General features: G+C 60.7%; 20 protein-coding genes. 3 read left to right on the top strand and 17 right to left on the bottom strand.

Annotation, left to right across the window (positions count from 1 at the left end; all coding sequences use genetic code 11):
- The 9 genes from D8U70_RS02720 to ubiE form a co-directional block, all read right to left on the bottom strand.
- A partial coding sequence (locus D8U70_RS02720; protein ID WP_130928245.1) for a 16S rRNA (uracil(1498)-N(3))-methyltransferase occupies window positions 1-680 on the bottom strand: 680 nt, incomplete at its 3' end.
- Complete coding sequence (gene tatC, locus D8U70_RS02715; protein ID WP_016772075.1) at window positions 677-1,468, bottom strand: twin-arginine translocase subunit TatC; 792 nt, start codon at window positions 1,466-1,468, stop codon at window positions 677-679. The genes tatC and D8U70_RS02720, both read right to left, overlap by 4 nt.
- Window positions 1,465-1,941 carry a Sec-independent protein translocase protein TatB gene (gene tatB / locus D8U70_RS02710; protein WP_130928244.1) on the bottom strand — a complete coding sequence of 159 codons (477 nt, stop codon included), beginning with the start codon at window positions 1,939-1,941 and terminating at the stop codon, window positions 1,465-1,467. The genes tatC and tatB overlap by 4 nt, the downstream gene beginning before the upstream one ends.
- A gap of 10 nt (window positions 1,942-1,951) precedes the next feature.
- Window positions 1,952-2,233 carry a twin-arginine translocase TatA/TatE family subunit gene (locus D8U70_RS02705; protein WP_016772073.1) on the bottom strand — a complete coding sequence of 94 codons (282 nt, stop codon included), beginning with the start codon at window positions 2,231-2,233 and terminating at the stop codon, window positions 1,952-1,954.
- Between the two features lie 25 nt (window positions 2,234-2,258).
- Window positions 2,259-2,591: a phosphoribosyl-ATP diphosphatase gene (locus D8U70_RS02700; RefSeq protein ID WP_003220849.1), complete on the bottom strand. Its 333-nt coding sequence runs from the start codon at window positions 2,589-2,591 to the stop codon at window positions 2,259-2,261.
- Window positions 2,584-2,985: a phosphoribosyl-AMP cyclohydrolase gene (hisI, locus tag D8U70_RS02695; RefSeq protein ID WP_130928243.1), complete on the bottom strand. Its 402-nt coding sequence runs from the start codon at window positions 2,983-2,985 to the stop codon at window positions 2,584-2,586. The genes D8U70_RS02700 and hisI overlap by 8 nt, the downstream gene beginning before the upstream one ends.
- Before the next feature lie 120 nt (window positions 2,986-3,105).
- Entirely contained in the window at window positions 3,106-4,710 is a 1,605-nt protein-coding gene (gene ubiB / locus D8U70_RS02690; protein ID WP_073471592.1) for a ubiquinone biosynthesis regulatory protein kinase UbiB, read from the bottom strand.
- Window positions 4,707-5,330: an SCP2 domain-containing protein gene (locus D8U70_RS02685; RefSeq protein ID WP_130926494.1), complete on the bottom strand. Its 624-nt coding sequence runs from the start codon at window positions 5,328-5,330 to the stop codon at window positions 4,707-4,709. Before D8U70_RS02685 ends, ubiB begins: the two co-directional genes overlap by 4 nt.
- Window positions 5,330-6,100 carry a bifunctional demethylmenaquinone methyltransferase/2-methoxy-6-polyprenyl-1,4-benzoquinol methylase UbiE gene (gene ubiE / locus D8U70_RS02680; RefSeq protein ID WP_016772069.1) on the bottom strand — a complete coding sequence of 257 codons (771 nt, stop codon included), beginning with the start codon at window positions 6,098-6,100 and terminating at the stop codon, window positions 5,330-5,332. The genes D8U70_RS02685 and ubiE overlap by 1 nt, the downstream gene beginning before the upstream one ends.
- A 154-nt stretch (window positions 6,101-6,254) precedes the next feature.
- Here ubiE and D8U70_RS02675 point away from each other — a divergent pair, with 154 nt between their 5' ends.
- From D8U70_RS02675 to D8U70_RS02665, 3 genes are all read left to right on the top strand, one after another.
- The gene (locus D8U70_RS02675) at window positions 6,255-6,530 is read left to right on the top strand and encodes a polyhydroxyalkanoic acid system family protein (protein ID WP_016772068.1); all 276 of its coding nucleotides are present in this window, start codon (window positions 6,255-6,257) and stop codon (window positions 6,528-6,530) included.
- Between the two features lie 169 nt (window positions 6,531-6,699).
- A complete protein-coding gene (locus tag D8U70_RS02670; RefSeq protein ID WP_016772067.1) occupies window positions 6,700-7,122 on the top strand; it encodes a phasin family protein in 423 nt (140 codons plus the stop codon).
- 10 nt (window positions 7,123-7,132) lie between these two features.
- A complete protein-coding gene (locus D8U70_RS02665; RefSeq protein ID WP_024011258.1) occupies window positions 7,133-8,038 on the top strand; it encodes a phasin family protein in 906 nt (301 codons plus the stop codon).
- Between the two features lie 254 nt (window positions 8,039-8,292).
- Here D8U70_RS02665 and D8U70_RS02660 read toward each other — a convergent pair whose 3' ends face one another.
- The 8 genes from D8U70_RS02660 to D8U70_RS02620 form a co-directional block, all read right to left on the bottom strand.
- Window positions 8,293-8,913, bottom strand: coding sequence for a TetR/AcrR family transcriptional regulator (locus tag D8U70_RS02660; protein ID WP_024011259.1), 621 nt, complete (start codon window positions 8,911-8,913; stop codon window positions 8,293-8,295).
- 30 nt (window positions 8,914-8,943) lie between these two features.
- The gene (gene phaC, locus D8U70_RS02655; protein WP_073471594.1) at window positions 8,944-10,626 is read right to left on the bottom strand and encodes a class II poly(R)-hydroxyalkanoic acid synthase; all 1,683 of its coding nucleotides are present in this window, start codon (window positions 10,624-10,626) and stop codon (window positions 8,944-8,946) included.
- Between the two features lie 140 nt (window positions 10,627-10,766).
- The gene (phaZ, locus tag D8U70_RS02650) at window positions 10,767-11,621 is read right to left on the bottom strand and encodes a poly(3-hydroxyalkanoate) depolymerase (protein WP_016772063.1); all 855 of its coding nucleotides are present in this window, start codon (window positions 11,619-11,621) and stop codon (window positions 10,767-10,769) included.
- Between the two features lie 215 nt (window positions 11,622-11,836).
- Complete coding sequence (gene phaC, locus D8U70_RS02645; protein ID WP_071174139.1) at window positions 11,837-13,516, bottom strand: class II poly(R)-hydroxyalkanoic acid synthase; 1,680 nt, start codon at window positions 13,514-13,516, stop codon at window positions 11,837-11,839.
- A 257-nt stretch (window positions 13,517-13,773) separates the two neighbouring features.
- On the bottom strand, window positions 13,774-14,151 hold the full coding sequence (locus tag D8U70_RS02640; RefSeq protein WP_073471595.1) for a DUF971 domain-containing protein: 378 nt from the start codon (window positions 14,149-14,151) through the stop codon (window positions 13,774-13,776).
- A gap of 124 nt (window positions 14,152-14,275) precedes the next feature.
- The gene (gene hslU, locus D8U70_RS02630; protein ID WP_016772060.1) at window positions 14,276-15,613 is read right to left on the bottom strand and encodes an ATP-dependent protease ATPase subunit HslU; all 1,338 of its coding nucleotides are present in this window, start codon (window positions 15,611-15,613) and stop codon (window positions 14,276-14,278) included.
- A gap of 55 nt (window positions 15,614-15,668) precedes the next feature.
- Window positions 15,669-16,199 carry an ATP-dependent protease subunit HslV gene (gene hslV, locus D8U70_RS02625; RefSeq protein WP_007968352.1) on the bottom strand — a complete coding sequence of 177 codons (531 nt, stop codon included), beginning with the start codon at window positions 16,197-16,199 and terminating at the stop codon, window positions 15,669-15,671.
- A 290-nt stretch (window positions 16,200-16,489) separates the two neighbouring features.
- Complete coding sequence (locus D8U70_RS02620) at window positions 16,490-17,200, bottom strand: SPOR domain-containing protein (protein WP_016772059.1); 711 nt, start codon at window positions 17,198-17,200, stop codon at window positions 16,490-16,492.
- Between the last annotated feature and the right edge of the window lies 1 nt (window position 17,201).

Below are 17,201 nucleotides of genomic sequence, written 5' to 3'. Positions count from 1 at the left end.
ACGGCGGTTTCGACGCGCAGGATGCGCTCGCCCAGTTGCACCGGTTGCAGGCCGGATCTGGCCAGCAGATCGATTTCGTAGGGAATCCAGCCACCCTCGGGACCGATGGCCAGGGTCACCGGTTCGCTCAGAGCGCGCGGGCAGGGCGGGAAGTTGCCGGGGTGGCCTACCAGGCTGAGGGTGCCCTCGGCGATCGCCGGCAAGCGATCTTCAACAAAAGGCTTGAAGCGCTTTTCGATGACGATCTCTGGCAACACCGTATCGCGAGCCTGTTCGAGCCCGAGGATCAACTGCTCACGAATCGCTTCCGGCTCCAGAAATGGCGTCTGCCAGAAGCTTTTTTCGACGCGATAGCTGTTGACCAGAATCACCTTGGCCACGCCCATCGTCGCGACGGTCTGGAACACGCGGCGGAGCATTTTCGGCCGAGGCAGGGCCAGCACCAGGGTCAGCGGCAGCTTGGCCGGCGGTGGCTGATCGAGGCTGACGCGCAGCTCCGCTTCGCCCGCTTCGAGGCGCAGCAACTCGGCCGAACCCATCAACCCGTTGATGCGCCCGACGCGCAGGCTGTCGCCCACTTCCGAGCGATGCACTTCCTGCATGTGGGTCAGGCGCCGGTCGCGCAGGATCACGCGGTCGGCCGCAATGAAGTCGGCCTCTTCGAGCAGCAGCAGGTTCATGCCTGGGTCGCTGGCGGCTGGTCGTTGTGGTCGTCGGCCGGCGTTTCGTCCGGGCGTTCGCGCTTGCTGACCAGCGCGCCGAAGAGAATGCCGATCTCGAACAGCATCCACATCGGCACAGCCAGCAGGGTCTGCGAGAAGATGTCCGGCGGGGTCAGGATCATGCCGACCACGAAGCAGCCGATGATCACGTACGGGCGGATCTTCTTCAGGTATTTGACGTCGACCACGCCGATCCACACCAGCAGGACCACGGCCACCGGGATCTCGAACGCCACGCCGAAGGCGAAGAACAGCGTCATGACGAAATCGAGGTAACTGGCGATGTCGGTCATCATTTCCACGCCGGCCGGGGTGGCGGCGGCGAAGAACTTGAAGATCAACGGAAAGACGAAGTAATAGGCGAACGCCATGCCGATGTAGAACAGCAGGATGCTGGAGATCAGCAGCGGTACCGCGACGCGTTTTTCATGCTTGTACAGGCCCGGCGCGATGAAGCCCCAGATCTGATGCAGGATCACCGGAATCGCAAGAAACAGCGAAACCATCATCGTCAGTTTCAGCGGCGTCAGGAACGGCGACGACACGTCGGTGGCGATCATCGTCGCGCCGACCGGCAGGTACTGGCGCAGCGGCGTCGAGACGAAGGTGTAGATCTGCTGGGTGAACGCGAACAGCCCGGCAAAGATAATGAAGATCGCCGCCACGCAACGCAGCAGGCGGGTGCGCAACTCGGTGAGGTGCGAAACCAGCGGCATGTGCTGGTCGTTTTCCGGAAGATCGCTCATGGGGCTCGCGGCGGCAGTGTAGGGTCTTGAGGCGCTGGTGTAGTCGGCGCGGCGGAGGGCGCTACGTGTTCAACCGATGTGTCTGTAGTAACCGGCGCCGGTCCTGGCGGTGTTACAACAGGTGCAGGTGCAGGTGCAGGTGCAGGTGCAGGTGCAGGTGCAGTGGGAGCGGCAGCGCTGTGAATCGTCTGCCCGCCCACAGGCTCGACCTGCGTCGGCTCCTGCTGGTTCGGATTGAAAATCTTCCGCGCCTCTTGCTCCAGCGACAGAATATGTTCGTTGTGCAGTTGCCGACGGATCTCGTCGGCACCGATTTCACGTTCAACTTCCTGTTTGATCGCGTTGAAGCTGCGCTTCAGGCGGCCGACCCACAGACCGGCGGTGCGCGCCGCGCCCGGCAGACGCTCGGGGCCGAGCACCAGCAGGGCGACGAGGCCGACGAGCAGCAGTTCAGAGAAGCTGATACCAAACATTAGTCAGTGCTCACACGTCTTTGCGGATCGGCTCTTCGACTTTCTGCGCCTGCACGTCGATGGTGTGCGGCGGGTTGGCCTGAGCGGTGGTTTGCGGCTGCACCGGTGGCACAGGCTGGGCCGGCGGGGTCACGCTCGGCTCGGCCGGTTTTTCGTCATCGTTCATGGCTTTGCGAAAGCCCTTGATCGATTCGCCAACGTCGGTGCCGAGGTTTTTCAGTTTCTTGGTACCGAATACCAGCACCACGACAATCAGAATGACGACCCAGTGTTTCCAGTCAAAAATGCCCATGTGGCGATTCCTCTCTAAAAGTTGTTCAGGCGGACGGACGCGAGGCTTTCTCGACGTGTCCGGACAGGCCGAAGCGACGGTCCAGTTCATCCAGCACGGCCTGCGGATGCTGCCCCAGTTGGGCGAGCATGACCATGCTGTGGAACCACAGATCGGCGGTCTCGTAGATCACATCACTGCAATCGCCGCTGATCGCGGCATCCTTGGCGGCAATAATGGTTTCGACCGACTCTTCGCCGACTTTCTCCAGAATCTTGTTCAGCCCCTTGTGATACAGGCTGGCGACATACGAGCTGTCGGCGGCTGCGCCTTTGCGCTCTTCAAGTACCTGAGCGAGGCGGGTCAGGGTGTCACTCATGTGTGTGTCCTGCGGAATAGATAGCGTGCGGGTCTTTCAGTACCGGGTCGACCGTTTTCCAGTCGCCGTTTTCGAAGACCCGGTAAAAGCAGCTTTGACGGCCGGTGTGGCAGGCGATGTCGCCGATCTGTTCAACCATCAGGATGATCACGTCGGCATCACAGTCCAGGCGCATCTGATGCAGTGTCTGCACATGACCGGACTCTTCGCCCTTGCGCCACAGCTTGCCACGGGAACGTGACCAGTAGATTGCACGATTTTCCGCAGCGGTCAGTTCGAGCGCTTCGCGGTTCATCCAGGCCATCATCAATACGCGCCCGGTCTTGTGATCCTGGGCAATCGCCGGCACCAGGCCGTCAGCATCCCACTTGATCTCGTCCAGCCAGTTTTTCATCTTCAATTCCTGAAAAGCAGCTTCGAGTTTCAAGCTTCAAGCTGCAAGTAAAAGCAGGTTGCGGTGTTCCGGTGTCGTCAAGCTTGCAGCTGGCAGCTTATAACTTGCAGCTGATTCGTGCTATCGGCGAACGACCAGATACAAACCGACCGCCACCATGATTCCGGCGGGCCAGTGCGCCCACTCGGTCAACGGACCACCCGCAGCGAGGATCGCGCCGCCGGCCAGATGAGCGCAGCCGAGCAGGCGCAGGAACCAGTCGTCCTTGCGTTTGCGCCACGGCGGCGGTGGGTCTTTGGCGTGGGGTTGCGACATGCGTTCGAGCAGATCGCGGGCCATGTTCGACAGGTGCGGAATCTGCTCCAGCTGGCTCTGCACGTTGCCCAGCAAGGCTTTCGGGCTGACGCGTTCGCGCATCCAGCGCTCGAGAAACGGCTGCGCGGTGTTCCACAGATCCAGATCCGGGTACAGCTGACGACCGAGGCCTTCGATGTTCAGTAAGGTCTTCTGCAACAGCACCAGTTGCGGCTGCACTTCCATGTTGAAACGGCGTGCGGTCTGGAACAGGCGCATCAGTACTTGGCCAAATGAAATATCTTTTAACGGTTTTTCGAAGATCGGTTCGCACACCGTACGGATCGCCGCTTCGAATTCGTTGAGTTTGGTTTCCGCCGGCACCCAGCCCGAATCGATGTGCAACTGCGCCACACGGCGGTAGTCACGCTTGAAGAAGGCGAACAGGTTGCGCGCCAGATAATCCTGGTCTTCCGGGGTCAGGCTGCCGACGATGCCGCAGTCGATCGCGATGTATTGCGGGCTCCACGGATTGACGGTGCTGACGAAAATGTTGCCCGGGTGCATGTCGGCGTGGAAGAAGCTGTCGCGGAATACCTGCGTGAAGAAAATCTCCACGCCGCGCTCGGCGAGCATTTTCATGTCGGTGCGCTGGTCAGCGAGGGTCGCCAGGTCGGTGACCTGAATGCCGTAGATACGCTCCATCACCAGCACTTTCGGCCGGCACCAGTCCCAATAGACTTGCGGCACGTACAGCAGCTGCGAGCCTTCGAAGTTGCGGCGCAACTGGCTGGCGTTGGCCGCCTCGCGCAACAGATCGAGTTCGTCGTAAATGGTCTTTTCGTAATCCTGCACCACATCGACCGGGTGCAGCAGGCGCGCGTCAGCGGAGAATTTTTCCGCCGCGCGGGCGAGGATGAACAGCCATGCCAGATCCTGCGCGATGATCGGTTTCAGGCCTGGGCGAATGACCTTGACCACGACTTCTTCGCCACTTTTCAGCTGCGCCGCATGCACCTGCGCTACCGATGCCGAGGCCAGCGGGGCGACGTCGAAACGGCTGAACACTTCGCTGATTTTCTTGCCCAGCTGTTCTTCGATCAGCTTGATCGACACTTGCGAATCGAACGGCGGCACGCGGTCCTGCAACAGCATCAGCTCATCGGCGATGTCTTCGGGCAACAGGTCGCGGCGGGTCGAAAGAATCTGCCCGAACTTGATGAAGATCGGCCCCAGATCCTGCAACGCCAGACGCAAGCGCGCACCACGGTTGAGTTCCAGCGGCTTGCGCGGCAGCCAGCGCCACGGCAGCAAAAAGCGCACGGCCAGAAGGAACCAGGGCAGTGGCAGATCGAACAGCAGGTCATCGAGGCGGTAGCGGATCACGACGCGCTGGATGCGCAACAGACGGCGGACGGCAAGCAGCTTCATGCGTTATCGCTTGGGTCGAGGGATCGGGAAAGGCGCTCGAAACGCGCCTCGAGTCGTTCCAGATCAAGTTTGATCCGGTCCAGTTCGCTGAATCGCGCTTCCGCTTCGCGCTGCCCGACGAGGGTGCGCGATTCTTCGGCGAGGTATTCGGCAAGATTCTGGTTGAGGCTGGCAAATCCTTGTTGATACCAGCGCGCGCGGCTGCGCAGATGGCCGCCGAGCAATTGCGTGGCGACCGGGCCGAGCCAGCGCGAGAGTTCGTACTCCCAGTCGAGCTCGAGGTCTTGCAGCACGCCGGCCAGCTCCAGCAACACACCGCTGTCGCCATCGAGCTCGACTTCGGGTGCGTGCAGCACCGCGGTCTTGTCTTTGCTCAGGGCCAGTTTCACCAGGCTTGAAGCCGGAGCACGCAACGTGCAATCGACATCCGCTGCCCACTGCGCAGCGAGCATCAGGCCTTCGTCGCTGGGCAGTATGAACAGTTGCAGCGCCGGGCTGCGGCAGTCGACGGCAATCACCTTGCCGGCCAAATGCGCCAGGCGCGGCAGCGCCGTGCTGTCGAGACGCAGCACCCGGTTGAGGCCGAGTTCGACGCTGGCGAGCAGCCCGGTGAGCAACATCAGGGTTTGATGCCGCGGTGCAGGGCGACGATGCCTGCGGTCATGTTGTGATAGGTCACGCGGTCGAAACCGGCCTCGACCATCATCGACTTCAGCGTTTCCTGATTCGGGTGCATGCGGATCGATTCGGCCAGGTAGCGATAGCTTTCCGAATCGTTGGTGATCAGCTTGCCCATCAGCGGCATGAAGGCGAACGAGTAGGCGTCGTAGGCTTTCGACATCAGCGCGTTGGTCGGCTTGGAGAATTCCAGTACCAGCAGGCGTCCGCCGGGCTTGAGCACGCGCAGCATCGAACGCAGCGCGTCCTCTTTGTGCGTCACGTTGCGCAGGCCGAAAGCGATGGTCACGCAGTCGAAATGGTTGTCCGGGAATGGCAGTTTTTCCGCGTCGGCCTGGACGAATTCGACGTTGCCGGCAACGCCCAGATCGAGCAGACGATCACGGCCGACCTTGAGCATCGACTCGTTGATGTCGGCCAGCACGACCTGGCCGGTCGGGCCGACAAGGTTCGAGAACTTGCGGGTCAGGTCGCCGGTGCCACCGGCGATGTCGAGCACGCGGTTGCCGCTGCGCACGCCGGAAAGCTCGATCGCGAAACGCTTCCACAGACGGTGCATGCCGCCCGACAGAAGGTCGTTCATCAGGTCGTATTTAGCGGCTACGGAATGGAAAACCTCAGCGACTTTTTCCGCTTTCTGGCTTTCCGGAACGTTTTTGAAGCCGAAGTGAGTGGTGGGTTCGGCATCGCTGCCTTTGCGCTGATCAGTCATATCGCTGTCACCAAAAGAGAATGCGCGACATTCTAATCCCCAAGCCATGCTTTGTCTTGGAATGGCTAAAGGTAAGATGGGCAACCTTCGGGACGATTTGCCGCAGATGCGGTCAAGATTCAACGTCAGCCATTCAATCATCAGGAGTCATTCCATGGCCAAAATCAGTGTTGAGCGCGCCCACACCCTGGGCAAGGACGCCGCCCGCGAAAAGGCCGACAAACTGGCCAAAAAGCTCAATGAACAATACGGCCTGGAGCCGCAATGGTCGGGCGACACCCTGAACCTCAAACGCTCTGGCGTGAAAGGTGAAGTGCATGTGGCGGACGATTCGATCAGGGTCGACGTCGAACTGGGCCTGATGATGTCGGCCATGAGCGGCATGATCAAAGCCGAGATCGAGAAAGCCCTAGACAAAGCCCTGGCCTGATTTCCAGATTGAAATCCAATCCCCTGTGGGAGCGAGCAGGCTCGCTCCCACATTTGTTTAGAGTTGCTCCCGCTGGTTAGGGTGCCCTTTCTAATTTTTCTCCCTACTTTGTGCCTGAGCCCGACACTCGTCCGGCAGTTCCTCAAACCTTCTGCGCGTGAGGTGCACCATGGCCAAAGTCATTTTGAAGAAAAAAATCGACGCTCCGACTTCCACTCTGAGCGACGTCAAATCCTATGCCCGCAAGATCTGGCTGGCAGGCCTGGGCGCCTACACCAAGGTCGGCCAAGAGGGCAGCGAGTACTTTCAGGAGCTCGTGGCCGCCGGTCAAACCGTTGAAAAGAAAGGCAAAAAAGCCGTCAGCGAAAAACTCCTCGCGGCCAACGCCGAGATCGACGACGCGGCCACGCAGGTCAGCTCGTTCAAGGGTCGCGTTGAAGTTCAGCTCGACAAGGTCGAGAAGGCCTTCGACAACCGTGTGGCCAGCGCCTTGAATCGGATCGGCATTCCGTCTAAACATGACGTTGAGGCACTCTCTGCTAAGCTCGATGAGCTGACGGCATTGCTCGAACGCGTCGCGCGAAAATCTTAAGGAGAACGGGATGGCTGGCAAAAAGAACACCGATAAAGAAAGCAGCTCGTGGGTCGGGAAGGTCGAGTCCTACTCCCGCAAAATCTGGCTGGCTGGTTTAGGCGTGTACTCGAAGATCGACACTGACGGCAGCAAACTCTTCGATGCATTGGTCAAAGACGGCGAGAAAGCCGAGAAGCTCACCAAGACTGCCGTCGGCAAGAAAGTCGAGGATTCGACCTCTTCGGCCAAGTCGCGCATCAGCGGCGTGAAAGACCGCGCCATGGGCAAGTGGGACGAGCTGGAAGGCGCGTTCGACAAGCGCCTGAACAGCGCGATTTCGCGCCTGGGTGTGCCGAGCCGCAATGAGGTGAAGGCGCTCAACGCCAAGGTCGACACGCTGACCAAGCAGATCGAAAAACTCACCGGTCTGAAAGCTCAGCCTGTGGCGGCAAAAACCGCTGCGGCGAAACCTGCCACTAAAACTGCAGCGGCCAAACCTGCGGCGAAAACCGCAGCCAAGCCACTGACCAAAGCAGCGGCGAAACCTGCTGCAAAAGCTGCGGCCAAAACGGCAGCCGCCAAGCCTGCGGCCAAAGCGGCAGCCAAACCGGTTGCCGCCAAGGCCGCTGCCAAACCGGCAACCAAAGCAGCAGCAAAACCTGCGACTAAAACTGCAGCGAAACCAGCGGCCAAGCCAGCAGCGAAAACTGCTGCCGCCAAACCCGCTGCGAAGCCTGCGGCCAAACCGGCTGCGGCGAAAAAGCCAGCAGTGAAAAAACCGGCCGCGCCGAAAGCCGCTGCGCCGAAACCGGCCGCCGCACCATCGACTGCGCCAACAGCTCCGGCCAACGCGGCAAACTCCGCTGCGGCACCTACGGCTGCCGCTACTCCGACTGCAGCATCGACACCGTCGACGCCATCCAGTCAGTCCTGATTTCAGGGCAAATCAAAAACGCCCGGCCTGTGAAGGTCGGGCGTTTTTGTTTGTGCATTCCAAGCGGCCCCTCACCCCAGCCCTCTCCCCAAGGAGAGGGAGCCGACCGAGGTGTCCTGCGTCATACGTCGACCTGAACAAATCGAGTCGATTATCGATTCAAAGAAGCTCGCTCAGGTCGGCGTAGCTCGCGAACATCCCCCAATCAGTCCCCTCTCCCTCCGGGAGAGGGTTAGGGTGAGGGGCTTTTCGGGTCAGTCGTGATCCTCAAGGTATTGCAGCGCCATCCGCTCTGTCGCCACCTTCACTGGCGGCAGCAAATGCGGCGCCACCAGCATCATGATCTGATAAACCACCAACCTGACCTCTCCCTCACGATCAAGAATCCGCTGGTAATCCAGCGAGAACAGCAGCGTCATGGTCACCTGCTCCACCAGTTGCCCCAAGGCCTGGGTATCGCTGACCAGTTGCCCCGAAGCCTTCAATCGCGCCAGCAACGACGCCAGCGTCCGCTTCAGCGCATTGAGCAGATTGCGAATCCCCTTGGCCAGTTTCGGCAAGCGCCCGGCGAGGTTCGACAGGTCCTGGAACAGGAACCGGTATTGCGCCAGGCGCTCGACGATCAAATGCAAGAACAACCAGTAATCCTCCGGCGCCAGCTCCACGTCCGGCGGCGGGTCGAGCAGGGGTGCGAGTTCGTGCTGGAAGCGTTCGAACAGACCGAGAATCAGCGGTTCCTTGCCGTGGAAGTGGTAGTAGAGATTGCCCGGGCTGATCCCCATTTCGTTGGCCACCTCCATGGTGGAAACGTTCGGCTCACCCTTTTCGTTGAACAGTTGCAGTGCACATTCGAGGATCCGGTCGCGGGTTTTCATCCAGTCTTCTTAGAAAATTTCGGTTGAGCGTCAGCGCACATGCACATAGGTGCCGGGTGCCGCTTCCATCGGTGGATAGTTCGGATTGCCGAGGGTGGTGCGAGTTTCATTCAGGGCGCCGGAGCGCTGCGCGACCCATTCCAGCCACTGTGGCCACCAGCTGCCGTCGACGTGTTTGGCATCGTAGTACCAGGCACGCGGGTCGCTGCTCAGTTTGGCGTTCTCGACGTAGGCAGCTTTCGGGTTGCTCGGCGGGTTGAGGATGCTCTGCACGTGGCCGCTGTTGGACAGCACGAAACGTCGCTCGCCACCGAGCAGCAGGGTCGAGCGATACACCGCGTCCCACGGCGTGATGTGGTCGTTCATGCCGGCGACGCTGAAGCTGTCGACATTGACCTTCTGCAGATCGATCGGCGTACCGCACACCTCGAGACCGCCCGCGTGTATCAGCGGGTTGTGCTTGAAGAAGTCCAGCAGATCGCCGTGCAGCGCCGCCGGCAGGCGGGTGTTGTCGTTGTTCCAGTAGAGGATGTCGAAGGCTGGCGGCTCCTTGCCCAGCAGGTAGTTGTTGACGAAATAGCTCCAGATCAAATCGTTGGGGCGCATCCAGGCGAAGACCTTGGCCATGTCGCGACCGTCGAGCACGCCTCGCTGGTACGAGCGACGCTTGGCCGCTTCCAGTGTTTGCTCATCGGCGAACAGCGTGGCCGGGGTTTCGATCTGGCTGTCGAGCAGACTGACCAGGTACGTCGCGCTGGCGACCCGGCGCAGTTGCCGTTTGGCCTGCAAATGCCCTTGCAGGGCGGCGATGGTCAGGCCGCCGGCGCAGGCACCCATCAGGTTCACTTCACGCGCACCGGTGATCGCCCGGCAGATGTTCATCGCTTCTTCGACCGCTTCGACGTAACTCGACAGGCCCCATTCGCGATGGCGCACATCAGGATTGCGCCAACTGATCATGAAGGTCTGCAGGCTGTTTTTCAGGGCGTACTGGACGAAGCTGTTCTGCGGGCTCAGATCAAAGATGTAGTACTTGTTAATTTGCGGCGGCACCACCAGCAGCGGCTTGGCGTACTGCTTTTCGCTCATCGATTTGTACTGGATCAACTCGAACATTTCATTGCGAAACACCACAGCCCCAGTGGTGGTCGCTACGGTTTTGCCGACCTCGAACGCCTGCCTGGTCACTTGCCGTGGCAGGCCGTCGTTGTGCAACAGATCATCGAACAGATGGCTCAGGCCACGCACCAGACTCTGCCCGCCGGAATTGAACAGCTCCTTGACCGCCAGCGGATTGAGCAGCGTGTTGGACGGCGCCACAGCGTCATTGAGCAGAGTGAAAGCGAAGTGCGCACGGGCACGATCTTCAGGGCTCATGTCGCCTTCATCGATCCAGCTCTTGACCTGTTTCTGCCAGGCCAGATACGCCTGCAGGCTGCGCCGGTAGAACGGGTTGAGGCTCCACGCCGGATCGGCGAAGCGGCTGTCTTGCGGATTGGTCGGGTGCAGGGTTTCGCCGAGCAGCACGCGGCCCAACTGCCCGCCAAGCTTCAGCGCATGCTTTGCGCTGTGCAACGGATTGCGCAAGCCGTGGGCGGCGACGCTGCGCAGTGTCGACAGCAGATCCCTGCCACGCAGACCGGCGATCGCACTTTGGGCGTTGATAAACACGGCGGGGCTGGGCACCACGCCCGTCGCTGGTTTTTCGCGCATGACTCAACACTCCTTCGTCTTCAGGGCAAAAACACACTCACCGAACCAGAACACCATAGACGCTGTTGCCGGTTGCTGCCTGCGCGGCGTCCTGCCGCGCGCTTGATTTGAAAAGTGCTGCATAAAGCAGGCCGCCGCGATCAGCCGCCGAGCGGGGTCGGATGCGGGTGCATGACTGCGCGCAGACGCTCCTCTTCGAGAAACTTCATGATGATCGGCGCCACCGCTTCGGCGCGGGTAATCAGGAACAGATGGCCGTCATCGATGATGTGCAACTGCGCATTGGGAATGCGCCAGGCGAGCATGCGCATGTTGATCAGCGGAATCAGTGGGTCGTCATCGCCGGCCAGCACCAGCGTCGGCTGATGGATCTTGTGCAGCCAGTGGATGCTGGTCCAGCCGAGGCCTGCGAACAGCTGCCAGTAGTAACCGAGCTTGCCCGCCGAGCGCACTTTCGCCGCGTGGCTGGCGGCCAGCGTCGGATCGCGGCGGAATGAGCCGCCGTAGATCATCGGCGCGATGCGGATCACATGGGATGGCTGGATGTAGCGGCGCGGGCTGGCCATCATCCACAGTACTTTCGGTTTGCCGGGGACCATCACCGCACCGGCCGCGGTCGCCGCCAGTACCAGTTTCTTGCAGCGCTCGGGGTAGTCGTAGGCAAACTGCTGCGCCAGGGCGCCGCCCCACGACACGCCGATCACATTGACCTGACCGTAGTCGAGATAGTCGAGCATCCGCGCCGTCAGTTTGGCCAGGCCGGGGAAGCGATACGGCCGGTTGGGCGTCGACGACCCGCCGACCCCGGGTACGTCGAAGGCGATCACTTCCAGATCCGGGTCGAGCGCTGCGACAAACGGAAACACCAGCTCCAGGTTGGCGCCGATGCCGTTGAAAATCAGCAGAGGCGTCAAATGAGGCTTGCCGGGACGCACCGCCGTGCGGAGGGTCTGGCCATCCAGATCGACGGTGCGGAATATGAACGGTTGCGGCATGCGTGAGGCCCTGTAGATTTCAAGTCCACCCGTATTCCTGTAGGAGCGGGCCTTGTGGTGAGGGGATTTATCCCCGTTGGGTTGCGAAGCGACCCCGAATCCTGAAACCGCGATTTGTCAGACTGATCGCGGCTAGTCGATTCACGACTGCTTCGCAGCCGAACGGGGATAAATCCCCTCGCCACAAGGCCCTCTCCCACAATGGGTGGTGTCAGTTAACGCTCGTGAACGTAAGTGCCCGGCGAAGCCTCGCCTGCCGGGTACGCTTTGTTGCCCAGTTTCGTCGGGGCTTTTTTCAGGTTGCCCGAGCGTTCGGCCAGCCATGCCTGCCAGTACAGCCACCAGGAATCGGTGTGCTTGGTCGAGTTTTCCTGCCAGTCATCGGCGGTCGGCGCCATTTCTTCGCCGGTCATGTAGCGCGACTTCGGATTGCCCGGCGGGTTGAGGATGCTCTGGATATGGCCGCTGCTCGACAGCACGAATTCGACTTTGCCGCCGAACAGTTGCGCCGACTTGTAGCAAGACTTCCACGGCGTGATGTGATCGTTGGTGCCGGCCAGCGAGAAGATGTCGGCGGTGACCTGCTTGAGGTCGATCGGCGTGCCGCACACTTCCAGTGCATTGGGGCGGATCAGTGGATTGTTTTTGAACATCTCGATCAGGTCGCCGTGGAACGCAGCGGGCAGGCGAGTGGTGTCGTTGTTCCAGAACAGGATGTCGAACACCGGCGGCTCGTTGCCGAGCAGGTAGTTGTTGACCCAGTAGTTCCAGATCAGATCGTTGGGGCGCATCCAGGCGAAGACCTTGGCCATGTCTTTGCCTTCGAGCACGCCGGCCTGGTAGGAGTGGCGCTTGGCGGTCTCCAGGGTCTGCTCGTCGACGAACAGGGCGACGTCGCTGTCCAGGGTGGTGTCGAGCACGCTGACCAGCAGGGTGAGGGCGTTGACCTTGTTCTCGCCGAGCGCGGCGTAGTGGCCGAGCAGGGCGGTGCAGGTAATGCCGCCGGAGCAGGCGCCGAGCATGTTGACGTCTTTGCTGCCGGTGATCGCGGTGACTACGTCGACCGCTTCCTTCAACGCTTCGATATACGTCGACAGGCCCCACTCGCGCTGGGCCTTGGTCGGGTTGCGCCAGCTGATGATGAAGGTCGGCACATTGTTGCGCAGGCAGAAGCGCGCCAGGCTCTTGTCCGGGCTCAAGTCGAAAACGTAGAACTTGTTGATCTGCGGCGGCACTACCAGCAGCGGGCGCTCGTGGACCTGCTCGGTGATCGGCCGGTACTGGATCAGCTCCAGTACATCATTGCGAAACACCACCGCGCCTTCGGTGACGCCGAGGCTCTTGCCGACTTCAAACGCGCCCATATTGACCTGGCTCGGCATGCCGCCGTTGTGCACCAGATCCTTGGCTAGATGCGAGAGGCCATCGAGCAGGCTCTTGCCGCCGGTTTCGAAGAAGCGTTTGACCGCCGCCGGATTGGCCGCCGTATTGGTCGGCGCCATGGCTTCGGTCATCAGGTTGATGACGAAATGGCCGCGAGCGATGTCTTTGGGGGACAGGCTGCTGTCATCAATCCAGGCATGCAGTTCCTTGCGCCAGGCCAGGTAGGTTTGCAGATAACGTTTGTATAGCGGGTTCTGGCTCCACGCCGGGTCGGCAAAGCGGCGGTCATCACCGGCCGGTTGCAGCGCGGATTTCCCCAGCAGCACGTTCTTCAGCTCGAGACCGAAATGGGTCACGTGCCTGACGCTGTGAATCGGTTGTCTGATGGCCTGTTTCAGCACCATTCGAGCAGAGGCCAGCAGATCCTTTCCGCGCAGCCCGACGACGGGGTTAAGCCCCAGAGTGTTTTCCGAGGCTTGGTACTTCAGGTCATCGTTATTCTTGTCACTCATCTACGACGCTCCATTGTCCTGAGACGAGTACCCGGTTTCACGCTGTCGCTTCCACAGCCAATGCCGGGTACTACTGCTCGGGTGACCGTTGATTCTGCATAGCTGCTTTACAGTCGTAGAGCACTGCAGGGAACTTGCCAGCTCCATTGGTTACCCGAGTTTAATTTTTTTCGCAAGCGGCCGATCCGGGGCCGTATGCGCGGAGCATTCAAACAGATGAAGTTAGAAAATGCCCTCTAAAGAGCAAGAGCCACGGCCTAGAGCATCAGCTTGACGAACGACTCGTTCGGATCGCGGGATTTTCCGGCAGCGCGCAGCTCGGCAAGATAATCGCCCCAGAGTTCGTTCTGGCGCTTGCCGAGTTCGTAGAGGTATTCCCAGGTGAACAGGCCGCTGTCGTGACCGTCGTCGAAGGTCAGTTTCAGTGCATAGTTGCCAGCCGGTTCCAGCTTGCTCAGACCCACGTTGAGCTTGCCGAATTGCAGGATCGGTTTGCCGTGGCCCTGGACCTCGGCGGAGGGAGAGTGCACGCGCAGAAACTCGGCGGGCAGAGTGTATTCCTCGCCGGACGCGTAAGTGAGCGTCAGGGTTTTCGAGGCTTTGTGCAGTTTGATGTCGGTAGGAATATTAGTCATTGCAGGTCATCCGACTGTGATGAGCCCTGTAGGAGCTGCCGAAGGCTGCGATCTTTTGATTTTGCTTTTCAGGATCAAGATCAAAAGATCGCAGCCTTCGGCAGCTCCTACAGGGAGAAGTGACCTACAGGATATAACGGGACAGATCTTCGTTCTGCGCCAATTCGCCGAGGTGGCTGTTGACGTAGTCGGCGTCGATCAGAATCGCCTTGTCATCATGGGCGCTGGCGAGGTCGCCGGCGCTGAACGACACCTCTTCGAGCAGACGCTCGAGCAGGGTGTGCAGGCGACGGGCACCGATATTCTCGGTTTTCTCGTTGACCTGCCAGGCGATCTCCGCCAGACGCTTGATGCCCTCGGGCTGGAACTGGATGTTCAGGCCTTCGGTCTTCAGCAGCGCGCAGTATTGCTCGGTGAGCGAGGCGTGCGGTTCGCTGAGGATGCGTTCGAAGTCTTCCGGGCTCAGCGCCTTGAGCTCGACGCGGATCGGCAGACGACCTTGCAGCTCCGGCACCAGATCACTCGGCTTGCTCAGGTGGAACGCGCCGGAGGCGATGAACAGGATGTGGTCGGTCTTGACCATGCCCAGTTTGGTATTGACGGTGCAGCCCTCGATCAGCGGCAGCAGGTCGCGCTGTACGCCTTCGCGGGAGACATCGGCGCCGCCGACATTGCCGCGCTTGGCGACCTTGTCGATCTCGTCGATGAAGACGATACCGTGCTGCTCGACCGCTTCCAGCGCCTTGGCCTTCAGCTCTTCTTCGTTGACCAGGCGCCCGGCTTCTTCATCGCGCACCAGTTTCAGCGCTTCCTTGACCTTGAGCTTGCGCGACTTCTTCTTGCCCTTGCCCATGTTGGCAAACAGCGATTGCAGCTGGTTGGTCATCTCTTCCATGCCTGGCGGCGTGGCGATTTCGATGCCGGAGACTTCGGCGACTTCGATCTCGATTTCCTTGTCGTCCAGCTGGCCTTCGCGCAGGCGCTTGCGGAACAGCTGACGGGTGTTGGAATCGGAGCTCGGCGCTTCTTCGTTGCTGAAGCCCATGCGTGCCGGCGGCAGCAGCGCGTCGAGGATGCGGTCCTCGGCGGCGTCTTCGGCGCGGTGGCGTACGCGGGTCATTTCCTGTTCGCGGAGCATCTTGATCGCGGCATCGGCCAGATCACGGATGATCGACTCGACGTCACGGCCGACATAACCGACTTCGGTGAATTTGGTCGCTTCGACCTTGATGAACGGCGCATTGGCCAGTTTCGCCAGGCGACGGGCGATCTCGGTTTTACCGACACCGGTCGGGCCGATCATCAGGATGTTCTTCGGGGTCACCTCAACGCGCAGCTCTTCAGGCAGCTGCATGCGGCGCCAGCGGTTGCGCAGGGCAATCGCGACGGCGCGCTTGGCATCGTCCTGGCCGATGATATGGCGGTTGAGTTCGTGGACGATTTCGCGGGGAGTCATGGACATAGTAATTGACGGTCCTCAAGCAGAAACAAGCCGTGGCACATGGGCCGCAACAGGCTTATTCAGCGAGATCCTGCTCCTCAATGGTCTGGGTGTGGTTGGTGAATACGCAGATGTCGCCAGCGATGCCGAGAGCGGTTTCGACGATCTCGCGCGCTGACAAGTCGGTCTTTTTCAGCAGGGCGCTGGCGGCGGCTTGCGCGTAGGCGCCGCCGGAACCCATGGCGATCAGGCCATCTTCGGGTTCGACCACGTCACCGTTGCCGGTGATGATCAGCGAGGCGTCCTTGTTGGCGACCGCGAGCATCGCTTCGAGGCGGCTCAGGGAGCGGTCGGTGCGCCATTCTTTGGCGAGTTCGACGGCGGCGCGGATCAGGTGGCCCTGATGTTTTTCGAGCTGGCCTTCGAAACGTTCGAACAGGGTGAAGGCGTCGGCGGTGGCACCGGCGAAACCGGCGATGACCTGGCCGTGGTACAGGCGACGGACCTTTTTGGCGTTGCCTTTCATCACGGTGTTGCCGAGAGAAACCTGGCCGTCGCCGCCCATGACGACTTTGCCGTGGCGGCGGACTGAAACGATGGTGGTCAAGGGAAGAGTCTCCACGCAGCGGGGCGAAAATGCCTTATGCCCATTCATATGGGGGTGCTGGAGGGGATTTCAACCGGTAGGGGCGATGGGAGACGAATGGTGTGTGTGATGACTGTGGCGAGGGGATTTATCCCCGTTCGGCTGCGAAGCAGTCGCGAAACCATCATTTGCGGTATGCCTGCGGCACTGCAATGGCTGGTTTCAGGGCTGCTCCGCAGCCAAACGGGGATAAATCCCCTCGCCACAAAGTTTGAAGGTCACCTGCAAGTTGCAGCTGACCTCTGAGAGCCTTAGCGGCTCTGGCGTTGTTGTAACAACAGGTTGCTGAAGCCGGCACCAGCCAGTTGTTTCTGCGCCGTGGTCAGTTGTTCACGGTTGCTGAACGGCCCGACCAAAACGCGGTACCAGGTTTCATCCTTGACCGTGCCGGACTCCACCGCGACGGCTTGGCCGAGCAGAATGATCTGCGCACGCACCTTGTCAGCATCGGTTTCCTTGCGGAACGAACCGGCCTGGAGGAAGAACTTGGTCACTGGCGCGGCCTTGCTCACTGGCGGCGCTGGCGGCGGCGTGATCCCGGCCAGAGCCGCCTGCGCCCGTGCGGTGTCGATCTTCGCCGCTTCGGCCGGGGTTACCGGCGTGGTCGGGATGGCCGGCACTTGCGGCGTCGGCAGGGTCTTCTCCGGTACTGCGTCCGGCGGCACGATCACTTCCGATTCCGGCAGCAGGGTGTAGAAGTCGTACTTCGGTTTCACCGGTTGCGTCGGGCTCGGCGGGGTCTTGTTGGCCTCGGCGATCTTCGACGCTTTCTGCTGCTGTTCGACTTTCTCGCGCTTGACTGTGTCGCTGCCCTTGCCCGGTTCCAGTTTCATCAGAAACACGATGAACGCGCCGACGGTCAGGCCGATGGCCATCCACAGCCAGCCCGGAATCGGTTGTTTCGCCGGGGCCTGATAGCGGCTGGCGCCGCGTTTGGGTGCAGGTTTTTTCTTGGCAGCCAAC

The organism is Pseudomonas sp. Sample_20, assembly GCF_004307585.1.
Lineage (GTDB): Bacteria > Pseudomonadota > Gammaproteobacteria > Pseudomonadales > Pseudomonadaceae > Aquipseudomonas > Aquipseudomonas atacamensis.
This window is presented reverse-complemented; position numbering and strand designations above follow the sequence as displayed.